Raw genomic sequence first — 17,469 nt, 5'->3', positions numbered from 1 at the left:
CCGTCGAGCGTCAAGCGCTCAGCCGGTGAAGACGTGCGTCCAGAAACCGTCGGCGCGGCCGATGCCGTGCCGACGCAGCGTGCAGCGTTCCAGGTTCTCCCGGTGGCCGGGGCTGTCCAGCCACATGCGGAGCACGTGTTCCGGTGGCCGCTGCGTGAGAGCGAGATTCTCGGCCACGATCGTCCAGCCAGCGATGTTGGCCCGGCGAACGCGATCGAACGCGTCGTGTCCGCGCGAGTCCACGTGGTCGAAGAAGCCCTCATCGCGCATGGTCTCGCTGTGCTTCAGTGCAACTCCCGCAAGGTCCTGGTCCCACCTCAACTCGCCGCAGCCCACCGTCCGGCGGTGCCCGTTCACGAGGTCGATCATGCTCTCGACCATTGGATCGACCGCCGGACGAGTCGCTTCGGCCGCCTCGGTATCTTCGGCGTCCGGCGCGTGGTCCCGCGCTGGGAGCGCGGAGGTCGGGCCGGCCGGGCTCGCGGGCAGGGTCGCGTTGCGGCGCGGCCCCGCGGGAGCGCAGGCGACGACCAGCAGGAGGGCGGTGACCCACCCAATCGGCGCTGACGCGGAAGACATGGGTGGTGATTCACCGGCGGCCCGGAGTCTGTTCCGGAGGCGCCGCGGGGCCGACCGATCGGCCGACCCCGCCAACGCCGCTACCGGGACCGGGTGCCGCTCAACCGCGCGTCGCCTCCCAGTTGCGCGAGACAGCGGACCAGTCGACCGTCTGCCACCAGGCCTGCACGTAGTCGGGACGCCGGTTCTGATAGTGCAGGTAGTAGGCGTGCTCCCAGACATCCAGGCCCAGGATGGGCGTGTGCCCCTTCATGTAGGGGCTATCCTGGTTCGCCGTGGAATACACCTCCGCCCCTCCCCCGTCGTTCACGACGAGCCACGCCCAGCCGCTCCCGAAGCGGCCGCCTGCCGCCGCGGAGAACTCGTCCTTGAAGGCGTCGAACGAACCGAAGGCGCCGGCAAGCGCTTCGGCGAGCCCGCCACCGGGCTCGCCCCCGCCGCCGGGCGACATGATGCTCCAGAACAGCGCGTGGTTCGCGAACCCGCCGCCGTTGTTGCGCACGCCGCCCCGGACGGACCCGGGCAGGGACTCGATGCCGCGTAGCAGATCCTCGATGGGTCGATCGTGCAGGTCCGGGTGGGCTTCGAGAGCCGCGTTCAGCTTGGCCGTGTAGCCCGCGTGGTGCTTGCCGTGATGGATTTCCATGGTGCGCGCATCGATGTGCGGCTCCAGCGCGTCGTGCGCGTAGGGGAGATCGGGCAGCTCGAACGGATAGGACATCAATCGCCTCCTCTGGGGTGTCTCGTCTGGGACTGGCTGGTCATCAAGATACTGTGAGTTGCAACTCCCCCCGGGCCGCGCGGGCGAGCGTCTCCCTGACGCGCTCGTCGGCCGCTTCCGCGGGCGTGGCGCCGCTCTGCTGCGCGCGGCGAAGTATGTCGGACACGGTGGCGCCCACCTGGAGCACGCGCTCGCGAATGCGCTCTTCGGTGGCGCCTTCGGCCACCAGGGGAAGCGCCGTGGCGCCGCCGGCGTTCACGATGTAGTCCGGCACGTACACGATGCCTCTTTCGGCCAACCTGTCCGCTACGCGCGGGCTGTCCAGTTGGTTGTTCGCCGACCCGGCGACGATGGCGCACGCCAACTCTTCCACCGTACCGGGATTGAGCGTCGCGCCGACCGCGCACGGGGCGTACACGTCGCACTCGCGACCGTAGGCCTCCTCGGCGACGACGACCTCGCCTCCGATTTCGCCGGCCAGGCTGCTCGCTCGCGCCTCATCCAGGTCGCACAGCAGGACTTTGGCTCCGCGCTCGGCGAGCATGCGCGCCAACGGGACGCCCACGTCGCCGACCCCCTGCACCAGGACCCGCAGGCCCTCGATCACCCCCGCGTTGGCACCGGTGTGCGTGACCGTCGACTCGATCCCGGCGAAGACCCCGAGGGCGGTGTACGGACCGGGGTCCAGCAGCTCGCCCGGACGCGCGTGCACGTGTTGAGTTTCCTCGGCGAGAATCGACATGTCCTCGGGGGTCGTGCCGAGATCCTCGCCGGCCACGTAGCCGCCCCGCAGGACGTTGAGCAACCCGCCGAAGCGGCGTAGCAGGCCCTCGCGCTCCGGCCCCCGGAGGATCCTGGAAACCGCGAGCACGGACTTGCCGCCCCCGAACGGAAAGCCGATGCCGGCCCACTTGTAGGTCATCCCCTCGGCGAGGCGCATGGCGTCGCGCAGGCCATGGTGCGGGGCGGGGTACGCGCGCATGCGGCAGCCGCCCACCGCCGGGCCAAGGCTGGTGTCGTGCACCGCTATGAAGATCCACGTGCCGGTCGGCCTGTCGAAGCGGCTGACGACCGCCTCTCCCTGCCAGGCCTCCATGAGCCGGTCCATCGAACCCGATGCGCCAGAGTCGCTCATCGGGCCTCCTCCGGTTCGGCGCGCGGAAGCGCCTCCGGCAGGTCGGCCACCACGTAGGCCATGACGGCCATCGCGGCGACGCACAGGGCCACCTCCTCGGGGTCGAGCTTGTCCAACGTGTCAGCCGCGCTGTGGTGGTACCAGAAATACCGCGAGCGGTCCACGCGCAGGCCCATCCCGGGCACGCCGCCTCGCATGAGAAGCCCGATGTCCGCTCCTCCCCCGCCCCGCGTCACCTCGCCCGCCGCGATACCCTCCAGCAGCTCGCCGACGCCCCGCACGAGGTCGAAGGCCTCGTCGGAGCCGGTGAAGCCGAAGCCGACGGGCCGAAACACTCCGGCGTCCGATTCGATCGCCAGGACCGTTCGGTCGATCTCATCCGCGTGCCCCAGGGCGTATGCCCGGGCGCCCCCCAGGCCATTCTCTTCGTTGGTCCACAGGACCACTCGAACGGTCCTGCGGGGCCGTAGCCCGAGCGCTTTCATGAGCCGCACGGCCTCCCACGCGACGACCGACCCGCCGCCGTCGTCCATCGCCCCATCGCCCACGTCCCAGGAGTCAATGTGGCCGCCGATGACCACGACCTCATCCGGTTTCTCGCGGCCCACGATCTCCGCCATGACGTTGCGCGACTGGGCGTCGGGGAGTGTCTCGGCGCCCATTTCCAGGTGGACTACGGGGGGGCTTCCGCGCTCGGCGAGCCGCCTGAGCCTCAGCGCGTCCTCGACCGTTATGGCGGCGTGCGGGATGCGGGGCACGCCGTCCTCGTAGCGCATCGTGCCAGTGTGCGGCGTCCGCATCGAGTACGGCGTCACCGACCGGATCAGGCTGGCGACGGCGCCGACCCGCGCCGCTTCGATCGCGCCGTTGAGGCGATACTGCACCGTCTCGCCGTAGGTCGTGAACGGCACGTCGTACAGCACGATGCGTCCGCGCGCGTCGTCCGCGCGCTCCGTCAGCTCGTCGAAGGACGCAACCACCAGCACCTCGGCGGTGATGCCCCCGGCGGGCGTTCCCACGCTCCCGCCCAGCCCCAGCATCGGCAGGTCCGCGGCGCGCGGCTCCACCAGCGCGAGGGACTCCGCGTTGCGCACCCAGTGCGGCACCACGACCGGCTGCGCGCGCACGTTCTCCAGGCCGTCACCGGCCATTTCCTCCAGGATCCAGTCGAGCGCGCGCTCCAGGCTTTCGGATCCGCTGAGACGGTGTCCGAACCGGTCGACCATATGCGCCAGGCGGTTCCATGCGGCGGAGTCCGCGAGCGCAGCGTCGATCAGGCTATCGGCGACCGCTCGATACTCGGACATCAGGTCGGACTGACCCGTCTGCGCGCCGAGGGCGGGCGGGGTTGCTGTGAACAGCGCGCATGTGATGGCCCCGCGCGCGATGGGAGCTAGCTTCATGACCGCATTTCCTGCGTTGGATTGCACGTTACTCGACCGCCAAGCATAGCACCGCTCGCGCGCGCGAGGCCACAGCGGCCACCCGAAGGTGGCGAAGCACGCCGGTCCGCCACATCGTGCCCGGTCATGCACGCACCCACGACGTCCGGCAAACCCCGGCTGACGGGCCACGAGCTCATGCGCTCGCTGGGGCCGGGGCTGTTGTGGGCGGGCGCCGCGATCGGCGTCTCCCACCTGGTCCAGTCCACCCGCGCGGGGGCGTCGGCGGGGCTGGCGCTGGCTGGGGTCATCCTGGCCGCGCTCGTCCTGAAGTACCCGTTCTTCGAGTTCGCGCCACGCTACGCGGCGGCCACCCGCCAGAGCCTGGTCGAAGGCTACGCGCGCATCGGCCGCTGGGCTCTGTGGCTGTACCTGGCCATCACGCTCGTGTCTTCGGTGGTGGTGGACGCGGCGGTGATCCTGCTCACCGCCTTCCTGCTACGGGTCACGCTCGGCCTGACCTGGCCCATCGCCGCGGTGGCGGGCGCGCTGTACGTAGCGTGCGCCGCGTTGCTGGCGGTCGGCAGGTATCGACTGCTGGACGCCGCCCTCAAGCTGATCCTCGCGGCGCTCGCCGCTTCCACGCTGGTGGCCGCCGCGGTGGCGCTGCCGCGTGTGGACGTGTCCACGCTGTCTCTCATTCCCGAGATCGGGGGCGACGCGGGTGTTTCGTTCGCGTTTCTGCTCGCGCTGGCGGGCTGGATGCCGACCGCCATAGACCTGTCTGTGTGGAGCTCGCTGTGGACCCTGGCGAAGGATCGCAGCACCGGCTTCGTGACGAGCGTAGAGGCGGCGCGGGCGGATTTCCTGGTCGGCTACATAGGCACCGGCGTGCTCGCGTTCGCGTTCGTCATCCTCGGCGCGGCGGTGATGTTCGGCTCGGAAGCCGCCTTCAGCCCTCAGGGCGGCGAGTTTTCGCTGCAGTTGATCGACCTGTACGAGGCCACCCTCGGCGCGTGGACCAGGCCCTTCGTCATGGTCGCCGTCCTGACCACCATGCTGTCGACTTCGCTGACCGTCATCGACGGCTTCCCCCGCGCGCTGGAAAGGACTATCCGCGTGCTGCGCGAGGGTGTGCCTCCGGCGCCGGCCGAATCCGCCGGCCCGCCCAGCCCGGAGGAGGCCGGGGGCGGCCGCGGGTACTGGATCTCGCTCGCGTGCCTGGGCGTCGCCGTGACCATCGTGCTCACGCTGTTCGCGGGCTCCCTCACGACCATGGCGGACTTCGCCACGATCGTGTCGTTTCTGACCGCTCCCGTGCTCGGTTACCTGAACCTGCGGGTCATCCGGGGCCGGGAAGTTCCCGAGCGCCACCGTCCCGGGAAGGGCCTGGTCGCGTTGGCCTGGGTGGGAATCATCGCGATGTCGGCGTTCGGCATCGTATACCTGATCGCGCGCGTATCCTGACCGGCGGCGGGCGGCGCTCAGCCGATGCCGTAGGGTCCGCTCCCGAAATGGGTGAGCAGCAGCGCGGCGCCGGTCATGGACAGGTTCTTCAGGAAATGAGCCCGCTCGATCTCCATCCGAGCCGGATCCGTCTCCTGCCAGAAGGCGTGCATGACGAACGAGGTCGGGACCAGGAATGCGACCAGTATCCAGCCGCCGATGTCCACGCGGTAGCCGAGCAACACGCTCCAGCCGCCGGCGAGCAGCATGAGCCCCGTTAGCGCGATCATGACACCCGCGGCGGGCACGCCCTTGCTGCGCGCATCGCGGGTCACCTCCGCGTGGCTGACGAAGTGGTTCATACCGGCGAGGACGAACATCGATGCGAACAGGACGCGGCCGACCGGAACCACGATGTCCACGGTGCCTCCTTTCGACGATACGGGGATCCGGGGGGATGTTCTGGTAAGTCCGAGCACGACGGCTGTCAAAACCGCCGGGCGCCATGGAGGACATGGATGAGGGTCTTTCTGACCGGGGCGACGGGCTTCATCGGCGGCGCCGTTGCGAAGGCTCTGCTGCGCGCCGGCCATGAGGTCACGGCGCTGCTCAGGAGCCCGCACAAGCGAGGCGGGCTCGAGGCCCTTGGCGCGCGCGTGAGGCAGGGCGACATCGGCGTCTCCGGCACGTACGCAGCGGAGGCCGCCCGTCACGACGTGGTGGTGCACGTGGCCATGGCTGACGGCGCCGACAAGGCGATCGCCGATCGCGTGGCGGTCGACACCTTTCTGGCGGCCCTCCACGCGGGCGCCGCCGCTCGCCGATTCGTGTACACGTCCGGCTGCTGGGTCCTGGGCGATACCGGCGGCCTACCCGCCGCCGAGGACGCGAGCACGGACGGCGCGGCGGCGCTGGTGCGCTGGCGCCCGGCCCACGAGCGCGCCGTCCTGGCCGGCTCGGGCGCGAACGCCACCACGGTGGTCCTGCGCCCCGGTCTGGTCTACGGTGGGGCGGGTTCCCTCACCGCGGACTGGTACCGAGGCGCGGAGTTGCACGGCGCCGTGCCCCTGGTCGGAGACGGCGCCAACCACTGGTCGTTCGTGGAGCTGGCGGATCTCGGCGCGCTCTACGTAGCCCTGGTGGAGTCGGAGACGACCGGCGTAGTGCACGGCGTTGACAACGCGCCAGTGCGCGCGCTCGACGCCGCCACCGCGGCCAGCGTCGCGGCCGGTGCGGAGGGCCGCGTGCGGCACCTGACGCTGGAGCAGGGGCGAGCTTCGCTCGCAGCGGTGGCGGACGCCCTCACGATGGATCAGGTCATGGTGACCGAACGCGCCGCCGAGATCGGCTGGAATCCCGGCTGCGGCAGCTACCTGGCGTGCGTCGAGCGCGCCTACGGCGAGTGGCGGGAGGCGACGCCGAGGTGATGAGAACAGTGGATTCGTACCCTAGCGGGCGCACCAGCGGCTACGAGCCGTACCCGGACTCGCCGTGGAGAGCGCGCGCGTTCGAGATCATCTTCGAGCACGACACCCCCGCGGGCAAAGCCTTCGACGTCGTGCTCATCCTGGCGATCCTGGCCAGCGTCGTGGTGATCATGCTGGACAGCGTGCAGGGGATCGCCGAGGAGCACGGCCGCACGCTCCAGCTCGCCGAATGGGGATTCACCGGCCTGTTCACGGTCGAGTACGTACTCCGGCTTCTCGCCGTGAAGAGCCGGAGTCGATACGCCGGCAGCTTCCTGGGCCTGATCGACCTGTTCGCCATTCTGCCCACATACCTGGGCCTGCTTTTCCCCGCCGGGCGCTACCTCCTGTCCATCCGCATCCTGCGCGTTCTGCGCGTCTTCCGGGTTCTCAAGCTGGCGCACTTCGTCGGTGAAGCGAACATCCTGACGCAGGCGCTGCGCGCCAGCCGCCACAAGATCGCGGTGTTCCTCTTCACGGTGCTGACCATCTCGGTCGTGGTGGCGTCGCTGCTGTACCTCATCGAAGGGCCGGAGGCGGGCTTCACGAGCATCCCGCGCAGCATGTACTGGGCGATCGTGACGCTCACCACGGTGGGCTACGGGGACATCACCCCCGCCTCGCCCTTCGGCCAGTTGCTCGCCGCGATGGTGATGATCATGGGGTACGGGATCATCGCCGTGCCGACGGGCATCGTCAGCGTCGAGATCGCCACCGCCACGCGGTTGGTCGCGAACGCCCGCGTCTGCCCCTCCTGCGGACTCGGCAACCACGAGGCCGATGCGCGTCATTGTAGGCGCTGCGGAGGCTCGTTGTCCGACGAGCACGATACGGAAACCGGCCAGGCGGACTTGGACGCGCCGCCAACCCCGGAGCGCGGCGATCGACCCCCTGGGGCCGGCTAGTGGACTAGAAGGAGCTCGTGTAGTCGCCCAGCGGCTTGCGGTGGATGTCGGGCACGACCGCGTCCTCGGTCGGATATCCCGTGACCAGCAACAGGAAGGGACGCTCGCTGGCGGGGCGCTCCAGCAGCCGGTTGAGGAAGTCCATGGGGCTGGGCGTGTGCGTCAGCGTCGTGAGCCCCGCGTTGTGCAGAGCGGTGATCAGTATTCCCGTCGCCAGGCCCGTCGACTCCACCGCGTAGTAGTGTTTGACCTTGCGGCCGTCCGCGGTGACTCCGTGCCGCTGCACGAACACCGCGATCAGGCAGGGCGCGGCCTCCAGGAACGGTTTGTTTTCGTCGGTGCCCAGGGGCGCCAGGGCCTCGAGCCACTCGGGAGGGGCGCGCTCCGCATAGAAGCGGTGCTCCTCCTCCTCGGCGGCGACCCGGATGACCGCCTTCATTTCGGGATCGCGCACCACCACGAAGTGCCAGGGCTGGAGATTGGCCCCGCTCGGCGCGGTGCCGGCGGCGCGCAGGCACTCCTCTATCACTCCGTCGGGGATGGGTCGATCGGAAAAGGAGCGGACCGTACGGCGTCTCTCGGCCTGCTCCCGGAACGATTTCGCGCGCGCCCGCATCTCCTCGGGCGGGTACTCGCGGTATGAGGACAGCGGAACGAACCGGGCGGCGGGGCGGTCCCGGCCGGCCGCCGCGGCGCCGTCGGAGCCGCCGCCTCCGGAATCAACCACCCAGAATCGCCCTGACCAGCTCGTCGTTCGTCTTGGTGCGCCGCATGAAGCCCAACAGGTCGTTCATGGCGTCGGCCGGGCTGGAGCGGCTCAGGTCGCGGCGCAGCACGGTGGACGCGCGCAGCGCCTCCGGCGACAGCAGAAGCTCCTCGCGTCGGGTCGCGCTGGCCAGCAGGTCGATGGCCGGGAAGATCCTCTTGTCCGCCAGGGCCCGGTCCAGCACCAACTCGCTGTTCCCCGTGCCCTTGAATTCCTCGAAGATGACCTGGTCCATGCGCGACCCGGTATCGACCAGCGCCGTGGCGATGATGGTCAGCGTGCCACCGCCCTGCGAAGGATCGATGTTCCGGGCGCTGCCCAGAAACCGCTTGGGCTTCTCCAGCGAGTTCGCGTCCAGGCCGCCGGAGAGCGTTCGCCCACTCCCCTGCTCCACAGTGTTGTAGGCGCGCGCCAGCCTGGTGATGGAGTCGAGGATGATCACCACGTCCTCGCCCAACTCCACGCGCCGCCGCGCCCTCTCCAGCGTGATCTCGGCCACGGACACGTGCCTGTCGGCGGGATGATCGAAACTCGAGGCGATCACCTCTCCGAAGCCGTGGTTCTCCATCTCCGTGACCTCTTCCGGCCGCTCGTCCACCAACACGATGAACACCTTGCAGGCGGGGTGATTCTTCACGATTCCCTCAGCCACCGCCTGCAGGATCGTGGTCTTGCCCGCCTTGGACGGCGCCACGATCATGGCGCGCTGGCCCTTCCCCAGGGGGCAGAACAGGTCGATGATGCGGTTCGTGGGATCCGGCTCGCCGTGGTACGTGCGGTCGCACTCCAACGTCAACTGGCTATCTGGGTGCTTGGCGCCGAGCTTGGTGAACCGGACGCGGCGCGCCATGTCCGACGGCGGGTGGTCGTTGACGAGCTGGAGGTTCGTCAGCGGCGGACTCTTGCCGCGGCCCGGAGGTTGGCCGGCCGTACCGGTGATCTCGTCCCCGGACCGAAGTCCGAACCGCTGGATCAGTTTCTGATTGACGTAGATGTCGTCGTCGCCCGGGATGTAGCCGCTGTCCGGCCTTCTGACGAAACCGGAGCCGCTGCCCAACACTTCGAGCACGCCGAGGAAGCCTTCGTTCGACACGGTCACTTCTTATTTCTTGGGGTATCCGCCGCCGGATTCGGCGGCGGCGGTCCGCGGCGCGGTGCGCCGTCGAGGGAACACGCGCTGCGGGCATCGCGGTTCCCAAGGGACTCGTTTGCCGGCTGACGGCGCGATTGTCGCGGGCCTTCCGGATTCGGTATACTAAGAGGTTTGCGGCGACAGGAAAAGAGAAAGGTGTATGGCTAACGACGCGATCGAAATGGAAGGTACGGTGACCGAGGTCCTGCCCAACGCGAATTTCCGCGTCGAGTTGGACAACGGGCACAACATCCTCGCCTATCTCTCCGGCAAGATGCGGAAGTACTACATTCGCGTCCTGGAGGGTGACCGCGTGAAGATCGAGATGTCCCCCTACGACCTCAGCCGCGGCCGGGTCACCTACCGCTACAAGTAGGCGCCTGCTCGGCGAGCGCCGGCCGGGGCACCCCGTTTCCCCTCAGCGTGCCCGCTTCGGGCGCGCAACCAACTCCCCCTGACAGTTCGGGCAAACCCGCTCCATCCCCTCGGAGCAGGCCACGCAGAACGTGCACTCGAAGGAGCAGATGGACGCCTCCTCGTCAGGCCCGAGGGACGCTCCGCAACGCTCGCACTCGGTCCTCATTTCCAGTGCCACCGGAACTCCCATCCTTTCCCATCGGGCCTCGTGGCGTGAACTTCAAGACGCAGTAACCCGCCAATCGGAGAAACGGATGTTCAAAATCGTCGTCGTAGCACTTCTGGCCGTGTGGCTACTCGGATTCATTCAAGGCGTGGGCGGACCGATGGTCCACCTGCTCGCCCTCCTCGCGTTCCTCATCGTTCTCGTCCGGTTCGCTCGAGGCCGTCGCCGGGCTTGACGTTTCAGCGGGCGGCGGCGCCGGGCACCCCGACCGGCTCGTCGTCCCACCACCAGAGGTCGGGTAGCGCCCTCCGGCGTGGATACACCTCGTCCAGCGTATCGCCGTCGTACAGCCGTCCGTTCATCATGACCGAGCGGATGCGGGCCGTGGCCCGGATGTCCGCCAGCGGATTGTCCTCAAGGACCACCAGATCGGCCAGCTTGCCGGGCTCGATGGAGCCCAGATCGTTGGCCAGGCCGATCGCCTCCGCGCCGTGGATCGTGGCCACCCGCAGAGCGTCGTGCTCGGCCATCCCACCGGACTGCACGGCCCACAGCTCCCAGTGGTAGCCCAGTCCCTGGAGTTGACCGTGGCTCCCGACGCCCGCCTTGCCGCCGGCCTCCACCAGATCCTTCACGAAGCGCGCGTGCCGTTCGAACACGTGCTGATCGCTCCGGAACCACTGGCCGCGCCTGAGCGTGCGGCTGTCCACCTCGTCGTGCGGCGTGAAGCGACGAAGCTTGGCGTCGTCGTGCGGATTCTCGCGGCTGTAGAAGTAGTTTTCGGCAAAGGGCCCTCCGTAGGAGACCAGCAGCGTGGGGGTGTACACCCGCCCTGTCTCCGCGAAAAGCTGGACCATATCTCCGTAAAGCGGGAAGATCGGCAGCGAGTGCTCCAGTCCGGGGTACCCATCCAGCGTCTCGGTTATGTTCTGTTTGATGTTGAGCGACCCCTCGGTGGTGGGCATCAGCTCCAGCTCGCGCGCCGCCATGATGATCCACTGCCGAGCCTTGCGCGCGCCCGCCACGTACATCTTGATCGTCTTGGTATCGAAGTATTCTGAGTAGCGGGACAAGACCTTGCGCGCGTCCTCCTCGCTCTTGATGCCGTCCTGCCAGAACACCCCAGGGCCGGTCGAGTAGATGCGTGGCCCGATCACGGTCCCCGCCCGCACCTGGTCGGCGTACGACAATACTTCCGTGTTGCCCGTCTGCGGGTCGCGCGTGGCGGTGACGCCGTACGCCAGGTTCGCCAGGTAGGGCCACACATCGGTGCGGTGCAGGCCGTCTCGGGCGCGCAGATGCGCGTGCGTATCGACGAACCCGGGCACGATGGTCGTGCCCGACACGTCTATCACCTGCGCGTCTGCGGGGACTTCCACGCCTCCGCTCGGCCCCACCGCGGCTATGCGGTTGTCGCGGACCAAAATGTCGGCGTTGTCGATGACCTCGTCGCCGCGCATGGTGATGACGCGCGCTCCCCGCAGCACCGCCGCGGCCCGGGGGATGTCCCGATCCGCCTGGATCAGGACCCGGAACTCCGCCGGCTCGTACCCTTCCTCTTCGTCTTCCTCTTCGTCCTCCTCGCCTTCTTCCTGGACCTCATCCTCGACCTCGGCGTCGACCGAGTCGGCCGCTTCCTCGTCGGCCTCCTCCTGCTCCTCGGCTCGCTCGGCGGCCTCTACGCTGTCCGCGTACGCGCGCGCCGCGTCGAGATCGAAAGAGAAGTGGGCGTTCGCAAGGGACCAGTGTACCGAGCGCCCGTCGCCGCTCCAGGCGGGGAACTCCGCGCCGATTTCGCTCAGGCTTAGCGCGGGGAACGACGCCTTGTCGGGGTCGCCCACGTTGATGGTGGGCGCGACGCCGATGCGCGGCACGGTGACCGCGTACAGTTGACGCTGGATGAGCGCGAGCGCCTGGTCTCCGCGCGGCGCCATCTGGACGGTGTTGGGCGTGAGCGCCTGCGGGAAATTGGCCGGGGTCGCCCCGCGCACCTTGACGTGCTCCTTCTCGTCGGAGCCGTCCCAGCGGATCGACACGAGCGCATCCGGGGGCCTGAACAGATAGATCCTGTCCACGCCCTCCACGAAGTGCGGATCGCGGCGCCCCTCGGCGGGGGCGATCGGGGTCACCGGCCCGTCGCTGCCGCCCGCGTCGACCCAGACGAGCTCGTTCGCCGACTCACCCGACGCCCCGATCGTCTGGAACACCTCGGCGAACCCGCGCAGCGCGACGATGCGGTCGTTGGGCCCCCAGGCGGGAGCGAAGTAGGTGCCGGCGTCGCGGGTGATGCGGGTCGGCGAACCGCCCCCGTCGGCGCGCGCGCGGAACAGGTGTCCCGCTTCCCCGTCCCAGGTGGCGTACGCCAGGCTGCGTCCGTCCGGCGACCAGGCGGGGAAGTGCTCCGCAACGTCGGCGTCGGTGACCCGGCGAGGATTGCCGCCATCCGAGTCCGACACCCAGAGACGATCGAGCGCGGTGAACGCCAGCATGCTGCCGTCCGGCGAGGGGGCCGCGTCGCGGATCTGCGCGACCGTGAACGTCGGCGTATCCTCGATCGGGTGGTCGAAGGCAACCTCGGGCCCCGTTTCCAGCTCGAAGCGGGCGCGGAAGGGGACCTCGACCGCGTCTCCGCCCGCCACCGGCAAGCGCCAGATCTTCCCCCCGAAGGAGGCGACCAGCTCGCGCGAATCGGGGGTGAACGACATCCCCGGAAGTACGTCCAGGGTGGCCCGGGACTCCTGGTCGTCGTGCTGAACAGGGTAGGCGAGCCAGCGCTCCGAGCCGTCGCTCAGGTCTCGCAGGACCAGCCCGGTGTCCTCCTCGTGCCGGGTGCCGTATACGAGCCAGCGGCCGTCCGGCGACAGCGTCGGCCTGAACGCGGAACCGTAGCGGAGGGTGCGCGTGAACCGATTTCCGGTTTCGCGGTCGTAAACCTCGATCTGGTACTGCGGCATCTGCGCGTTGTAGTTCCAGTCCCCGGTGCGCCGAGCGTACCAGACGTGACGGCCGTCACCGGACACGGCCGCGCCGAGCATCTTCAGGTTGTCGGGTTCCTTCACCAGTTGCACGCCGCTGCCGCCGTCGACGTGGAACAGCTTGAGCTTGGGCAGGCCCTGCCCCCGGAAGACCCCGACGGACGCGACGATATAATCGCCATCGGGCGTCCACTCGGGCGACTCGGCGCGATTCGACTCACCCTTCGTGACGCGCGTCGTATCCGTCCCGTCCAGCGCCATCGTCCAGATGTTCTGGCCGCCGTCGCGGTCTGAGGTAAAGGCGATCCGGGACCCGTCGGGAGAGAACCGCGGCTGCGCGTCGAACGCCATTCCCGACGTGAGCTGCGTCGCGTCGCCCCCCGAGACGGGCACCGTGAACAGATCCCCGAGCATGTCGAACACGACCGTCCGGCCGTCGGGACTCACGTCCACCGACACCCAGGTTCCCTCCGTGACGTCGACGGAGATCGTGCGCCCCGGCTCCAGTGGCAGCGGCCCCTTCTTCTTCTCCTCCGCGTCTTCCGCTTGCTCGGAGCTATCGGCGGGCTCCTGGCCGGCCAGCGCGATGGGCGCCCCCGCCACGAACAGCACGGCGAAAAGCGCGCGGGCGCACCAGTAGAGGAAAAGGCGCTGGGTGGTCCCGTGCGGCACGTGCATCGTCAATCCTCGCGACTTGGGGGTCGTCCGTCCCTCGGCGGAGCGCATGGAAACGGAAGGCCCCGCCCGCTCCTGTCAACACGTCCATTGCATAGATGGTTCGCGCCGTCGGGACGTTGTACGGGACGAGTTTGCGAGCGCGCGTCGCCCTGAGGCGGATTCCACGCGCGGAGGGATGACGGCCCGCCGTCAGGGTGCCAGGAACCCCCTGTCCCGCAGGAAGCGCAGGTACTCCGCCCATACGTTGAAGAACTGCCCGGTCCGCGTGTCCACCAGGGAGTGGTCCCCGAACTCGAACGTGACGACCTCGAACGGCTTTCCCTGACCAGCTAGCTCGTTTAGCCGGACGACGTCCAGCCGCATGGGGATGCTCCGGTCCATCTCGCCGAACAGCCAGAGCCCGGGGATATCCAGGGACGATATGTCCTCGAGCGCGTCATAGCCCGGCGTCCCGTCGAACTCGCTCAGCCTGTCGTACGCCTCGTCCAGGGTGGTGTTCGGGTCGGCGGTCAGCGAGCTGTAGAAGTTCTCCAGCCCCACGCTCACCGTGGGTCCCGACCAGAACATCACGTAGCCCACTACCTGCGGAGCCTTGAGCGCGGCCTGCGGCACGATCCAGCCGCCCTGACTGTTGCCGATCATGCCGATCCGGTCGGGGTCGATCTGGGAAAAACGGGCGACGAAACGGGCGGCCGCCGCCGCGTCCTCGGCCAGAACGTTGAGCGTGCGGAAGCTGTTGGTCGGGCCGACGTTCTCGAAGGTGCCACCCGACTCCCCCACGCCGCGCTTGTCGTAGCGGAAGGCGGCGAGTCCCTCGGGCACCATGGGGTCGGTGCCCAGCCGCTGCGCGTTGCGGTCCAGCATGCCGGATCCGTGCACCCAGACCACGGCCGGGAACGGGCCGCCCGAGTCGTCGGGCAGGTCCAGCTCGTAGCGCAGCTTGGTGTCGACGCTCAGGAAGAACCTGTCACCGATCACCTCCACGTCGGCCGTGCTGGACCCGCCGCCCGAGCTGCCGGTGAGTTGGCCGACCCCGAAGGCGGTCGCGGTGACCACCCCGTTCGCGTCCACGTCGATCCCGCCGCTCGCGCTCCAGGTGATGGGACCGGCCCCGGCGACGAGGTTGCCTCGTGCGTCGAAAGGAGTGCCGGTGACCGACATGGTGTCGCCGGGCAGCTCCAACGCGATCGCCGAAAACTGCACCCGCACCTCCGCGACCCGCTGCTCGACCACCACGACCGCCGTGTCGGTGATCCCCGATGCCGTGGCGACGACCCGGGCCGAGCCGTTCGCCCGCGCCGTAGCCGAGCCCGTGGGACTCACCGTGAGGACCTGTGGATCGAGACCCGCCCACGATACCTGTGCGGAGACCACGGAGCCGCTCGACGCGCGCGCGATCGCCGCCAGCTGGAGGATCTCACCGAACGAGACGAGCGGACCCGCCGGATCTATGGCTAGCGAAGCCACTTCGCGCGGCTCTATGGGATTGTCGGCGCCGCACGCGGCGAGGCTTAGCGCCACGGCCGCGACGCTGGCGGCGCATCGACGCATGATTCTGGAACTCATGACCCCCTGCTCCTGACTCTCTGGATGCCGGACATCCTGTCCTCGGACTGCGGTCAACGGTGTCGGAGGTGGCCTGGAGTTGGCGAGGGCCGACGCCTGCCTGTAACGACTCTGACATCGGAAGTCGCGACAGGCTGGCGGGTTGGCGACATGGGTGACAGGGGTGAAACGGCGACGGCCGCCGGCACGTAGCGATTCTCCGGAGGCGCAGGACGCACAACAGTACGCGGGGATCTGTGATGACGTACCGCTTCGGGCTGTTCCAGCTGGACGCGCAGCACATGCAACTCACGAGGAACGGTCGGGCGATCTCGCTCACCCGGCAGACCGCGCAGCTCCTGCTCCAGCTGGTCGAGTCCCGCGGCGAAGTGGTCTCCAGGGAGGCGATTCGGGCCCACCTGTGGGGGCACTCCTTCCTGGAAGTCGATCCGGCGATCAACCAGTGCGTACGCCGCCTGCGCGCGGCCCTGGACGACGACCCGAGGAAGCCGCTCTACGTGGAGACGCTGCCCCGGCGCGGATATCGTTTCATCTGTCCGGTCGAGGTACGGGCGGACTCCACTGCGCAGGCGCCGCCCACTCGGATGATCCGCGCAACGGGGACGATCGCCGGGGCCGCGCTCGTCGGCGGGCTCGCGCTGGCGCTGGTGGTTCCGGCGAGCCGGACGTGGAGCCGCGACCTTGAGGCGAATGCGGGCGCCGCCGGCTCCGGCGCGCTGCTGGCCCAGGCTTCGGCGCGGCTCGACCGACGCGAGCCGAGCCTGGTGGAAAGGGCGATCGCCGACCTGGAATCCGCGGCGGCAGGCGATCCCGCAAACGGAGCACTGCAGGCTCGACTCGCCGTCGCCCACTCCAGGCTCTTCTGGTACTCCGGTCGCCCGCAGGCGGCGCGCGCCGCCCGACACCACCTGCGCCGCGCCGAGGCTCTGGGCGTCGAGCAAGGCAACGTCTGGCTCACCCGAGGCGTGCTGTCATTTCACGACCGCGACTACGCGTCGGCGGTCTCCGCGCTGGAACGGGCCAGGGATGCCGACTCCGGCCCAGGTCACGCGGAGATAGACCTGATGCTGGGAAAAACGCTCCGCCGCACGGGCCGTTGGGATGACGCGATGGCGGCCCTGCAGAGGGCACACGAGGCCAACCCGCTCTCGTTCGAAGCCACCTATGCGGTCGCGTCGACGGCCCGCTACATGGGGAGACACGAGCTGGCGCGTCGCTTCATCGCGCTCGCACGCGACCTGGACGCCACCAACTGGGTAACGTGGGCCATTCGACCTGTGGATGCGCTGCGCGAGGACGGAGACGTGGCGCGGGCCGCAGCGCTGGCAGAAGAAAGCTCAGAAGAGATCGGGCGAGGAATGCTCTTCGCGACTTCCCAGGCTCTCTCGCGAGTTCTGAGCCACGTGGCGATCGAGGGAGAACCCTTTTTCGAGGGCCCCGAAGGGTATCGCGGCTCCTTCTACCTGAGCCTCGGAGAGGCCTTCCGGGTCCGGGGTCTGGAGGAAGCCGCGCGCGCCCAATACGACTCCGCGGTCTTCGTGCTCGAGCGTCAGCTGGCCGAGGACAGTTGGGCCGAGAGCCACCGCGGCCAGCGCCTTTCCTGGCTCGCCTCCGCGGAGGCCGGTCGGGGCAATCGGGCGGGGGCGCTAGCCCGCGCGGAGGAGGCGACGAAGGCTCTCCCACTGGATGAAGACGCCTTCATCGGCTCTGTCATCCAGATTCAGGTGGCCCAGACGCTCGCGGTGGTGGGTGAGCTCGACCGTGCCGCCGATATCGTGCGGGCACTCCTGGAAGGAACGTCGCCGCTGACCCCGGCGCTCTTGCGCGTAGACCCGATCTGGGAGCCCGTGCGGGACCACCCTGCGCTGGCGCCCTGGCTCGGCGAGAGCGACGGGGCCCCCGAGCCTCGACGGCGACGCACTTCCTAGTGTGCCGGCGCGGAAATCCCGTGTGCACCGAGGCGCGTGATGCGCCCGCGGGGCAAGGCGGAACGACGCGCCGTAGCCGTCGCTACGGCAAGGAGTTCCAACGCCGCTGCCGCGGGATGCAGCGCGGGCCGAATGCCTACGGGACTTCTGCAACGGTACACTAGCGCGCGTTCAGTCGCTTGCCGGCCGCACCGGGCAGCGTCCACT

16 protein-coding genes are annotated in these 17,469 nt (G+C 69.1%); 6 read left to right on the top strand and 10 right to left on the bottom strand.

The window, feature by feature from the left end; genetic code table 11:
- Window positions 1-18: 18 nt before the first annotated feature.
- From ABFS34_08325 to ABFS34_08310, 4 genes are all read right to left on the bottom strand, one after another.
- Window positions 19-579, bottom strand: a complete 561-nt coding sequence (locus tag ABFS34_08325; protein ID MEN8375439.1) for a CAP domain-containing protein — start codon at window positions 577-579, stop codon at window positions 19-21.
- Between the two features lie 100 nt (window positions 580-679).
- Window positions 680-1,300: a superoxide dismutase gene (locus ABFS34_08320; GenBank protein MEN8375438.1), complete on the bottom strand. Its 621-nt coding sequence runs from the start codon at window positions 1,298-1,300 to the stop codon at window positions 680-682.
- 43 nt (window positions 1,301-1,343) lie between these two features.
- The gene (locus ABFS34_08315; protein MEN8375437.1) at window positions 1,344-2,435 is read right to left on the bottom strand and encodes a Glu/Leu/Phe/Val dehydrogenase dimerization domain-containing protein; all 1,092 of its coding nucleotides are present in this window, start codon (window positions 2,433-2,435) and stop codon (window positions 1,344-1,346) included.
- Window positions 2,432-3,838 (bottom strand): M28 family metallopeptidase, encoded by a 1,407-nt coding sequence (locus tag ABFS34_08310; GenBank protein MEN8375436.1) that lies wholly within the window; start codon window positions 3,836-3,838, stop codon window positions 2,432-2,434. Before ABFS34_08310 ends, ABFS34_08315 begins: the two co-directional genes overlap by 4 nt.
- Window positions 3,839-3,964: 126 nt before the next feature.
- Between ABFS34_08310 and ABFS34_08305 the strand changes: the two genes are divergently transcribed.
- The gene (locus tag ABFS34_08305; GenBank protein MEN8375435.1) at window positions 3,965-5,284 is read left to right on the top strand and encodes a divalent metal cation transporter; all 1,320 of its coding nucleotides are present in this window, start codon (window positions 3,965-3,967) and stop codon (window positions 5,282-5,284) included.
- A 17-nt stretch (window positions 5,285-5,301) separates the two neighbouring features.
- Here ABFS34_08305 and ABFS34_08300 read toward each other — a convergent pair whose 3' ends face one another.
- A complete protein-coding gene (locus tag ABFS34_08300; protein ID MEN8375434.1) occupies window positions 5,302-5,685 on the bottom strand; it encodes a DoxX family protein in 384 nt (127 codons plus the stop codon).
- A gap of 96 nt (window positions 5,686-5,781) precedes the next feature.
- Here ABFS34_08300 and ABFS34_08295 point away from each other — a divergent pair, with 96 nt between their 5' ends.
- Complete coding sequence (locus ABFS34_08295; protein MEN8375433.1) at window positions 5,782-6,690, top strand: NAD-dependent epimerase/dehydratase family protein; 909 nt, start codon at window positions 5,782-5,784, stop codon at window positions 6,688-6,690.
- Between the two features lie 8 nt (window positions 6,691-6,698).
- Window positions 6,699-7,634: an ion transporter gene (locus ABFS34_08290; protein ID MEN8375432.1), complete on the top strand. Its 936-nt coding sequence runs from the start codon at window positions 6,699-6,701 to the stop codon at window positions 7,632-7,634.
- 4 nt (window positions 7,635-7,638) lie between these two features.
- Here the strand turns inward: ABFS34_08290 and ABFS34_08285 are convergent, their stop codons facing one another.
- Complete coding sequence (locus ABFS34_08285; protein MEN8375431.1) at window positions 7,639-8,250, bottom strand: nitroreductase family protein; 612 nt, start codon at window positions 8,248-8,250, stop codon at window positions 7,639-7,641.
- Between the two features lie 103 nt (window positions 8,251-8,353).
- On the bottom strand, window positions 8,354-9,499 hold the full coding sequence (gene rho, locus ABFS34_08280) for a transcription termination factor Rho (GenBank protein ID MEN8375430.1): 1,146 nt from the start codon (window positions 9,497-9,499) through the stop codon (window positions 8,354-8,356).
- Between the two features lie 193 nt (window positions 9,500-9,692).
- On the opposite strand from rho, the gene infA reads away from it, so the two are divergent.
- Window positions 9,693-9,908 carry a translation initiation factor IF-1 gene (gene infA / locus ABFS34_08275; protein ID MEN8375429.1) on the top strand — a complete coding sequence of 72 codons (216 nt, stop codon included), beginning with the start codon at window positions 9,693-9,695 and terminating at the stop codon, window positions 9,906-9,908.
- A 42-nt stretch (window positions 9,909-9,950) separates the two neighbouring features.
- Here the strand turns inward: infA and ABFS34_08270 are convergent, their stop codons facing one another.
- Window positions 9,951-10,127 (bottom strand): DUF1272 domain-containing protein, encoded by a 177-nt coding sequence (locus ABFS34_08270; GenBank protein MEN8375428.1) that lies wholly within the window; start codon window positions 10,125-10,127, stop codon window positions 9,951-9,953.
- Window positions 10,128-10,203: 76 nt separating this feature from the next.
- On the opposite strand from ABFS34_08270, the gene ABFS34_08265 reads away from it, so the two are divergent.
- On the top strand, window positions 10,204-10,350 hold the full coding sequence (locus ABFS34_08265) for a DUF5670 family protein (protein ID MEN8375427.1): 147 nt from the start codon (window positions 10,204-10,206) through the stop codon (window positions 10,348-10,350).
- 4 nt (window positions 10,351-10,354) lie between these two features.
- Here ABFS34_08265 and ABFS34_08260 read toward each other — a convergent pair whose 3' ends face one another.
- Both ABFS34_08260 and ABFS34_08255 read right to left on the bottom strand, forming a co-directional pair.
- Entirely contained in the window at window positions 10,355-13,768 is a 3,414-nt protein-coding gene (locus tag ABFS34_08260) for an amidohydrolase family protein (GenBank protein ID MEN8375426.1), read from the bottom strand.
- 189 nt (window positions 13,769-13,957) lie between these two features.
- On the bottom strand, window positions 13,958-15,334 hold the full coding sequence (locus ABFS34_08255) for a prolyl oligopeptidase family serine peptidase (protein ID MEN8375425.1): 1,377 nt from the start codon (window positions 15,332-15,334) through the stop codon (window positions 13,958-13,960).
- 239 nt (window positions 15,335-15,573) lie between these two features.
- Between ABFS34_08255 and ABFS34_08250 the strand changes: the two genes are divergently transcribed.
- Entirely contained in the window at window positions 15,574-17,262 is a 1,689-nt protein-coding gene (locus ABFS34_08250; protein ID MEN8375424.1) for a winged helix-turn-helix domain-containing protein, read from the top strand.
- The last annotated feature ends 207 nt before the right edge of the window (window positions 17,263-17,469 follow it).

This window comes from Gemmatimonadota bacterium (genome assembly GCA_039715185.1).
In the GTDB taxonomy this organism is placed as follows: domain Bacteria; phylum Gemmatimonadota; class Gemmatimonadetes; order Longimicrobiales; family RSA9; genus DATHRK01.
Note: the sequence above shows the minus strand (reverse complement) of the source record. Positions and strands in the feature narration are given on the sequence as shown.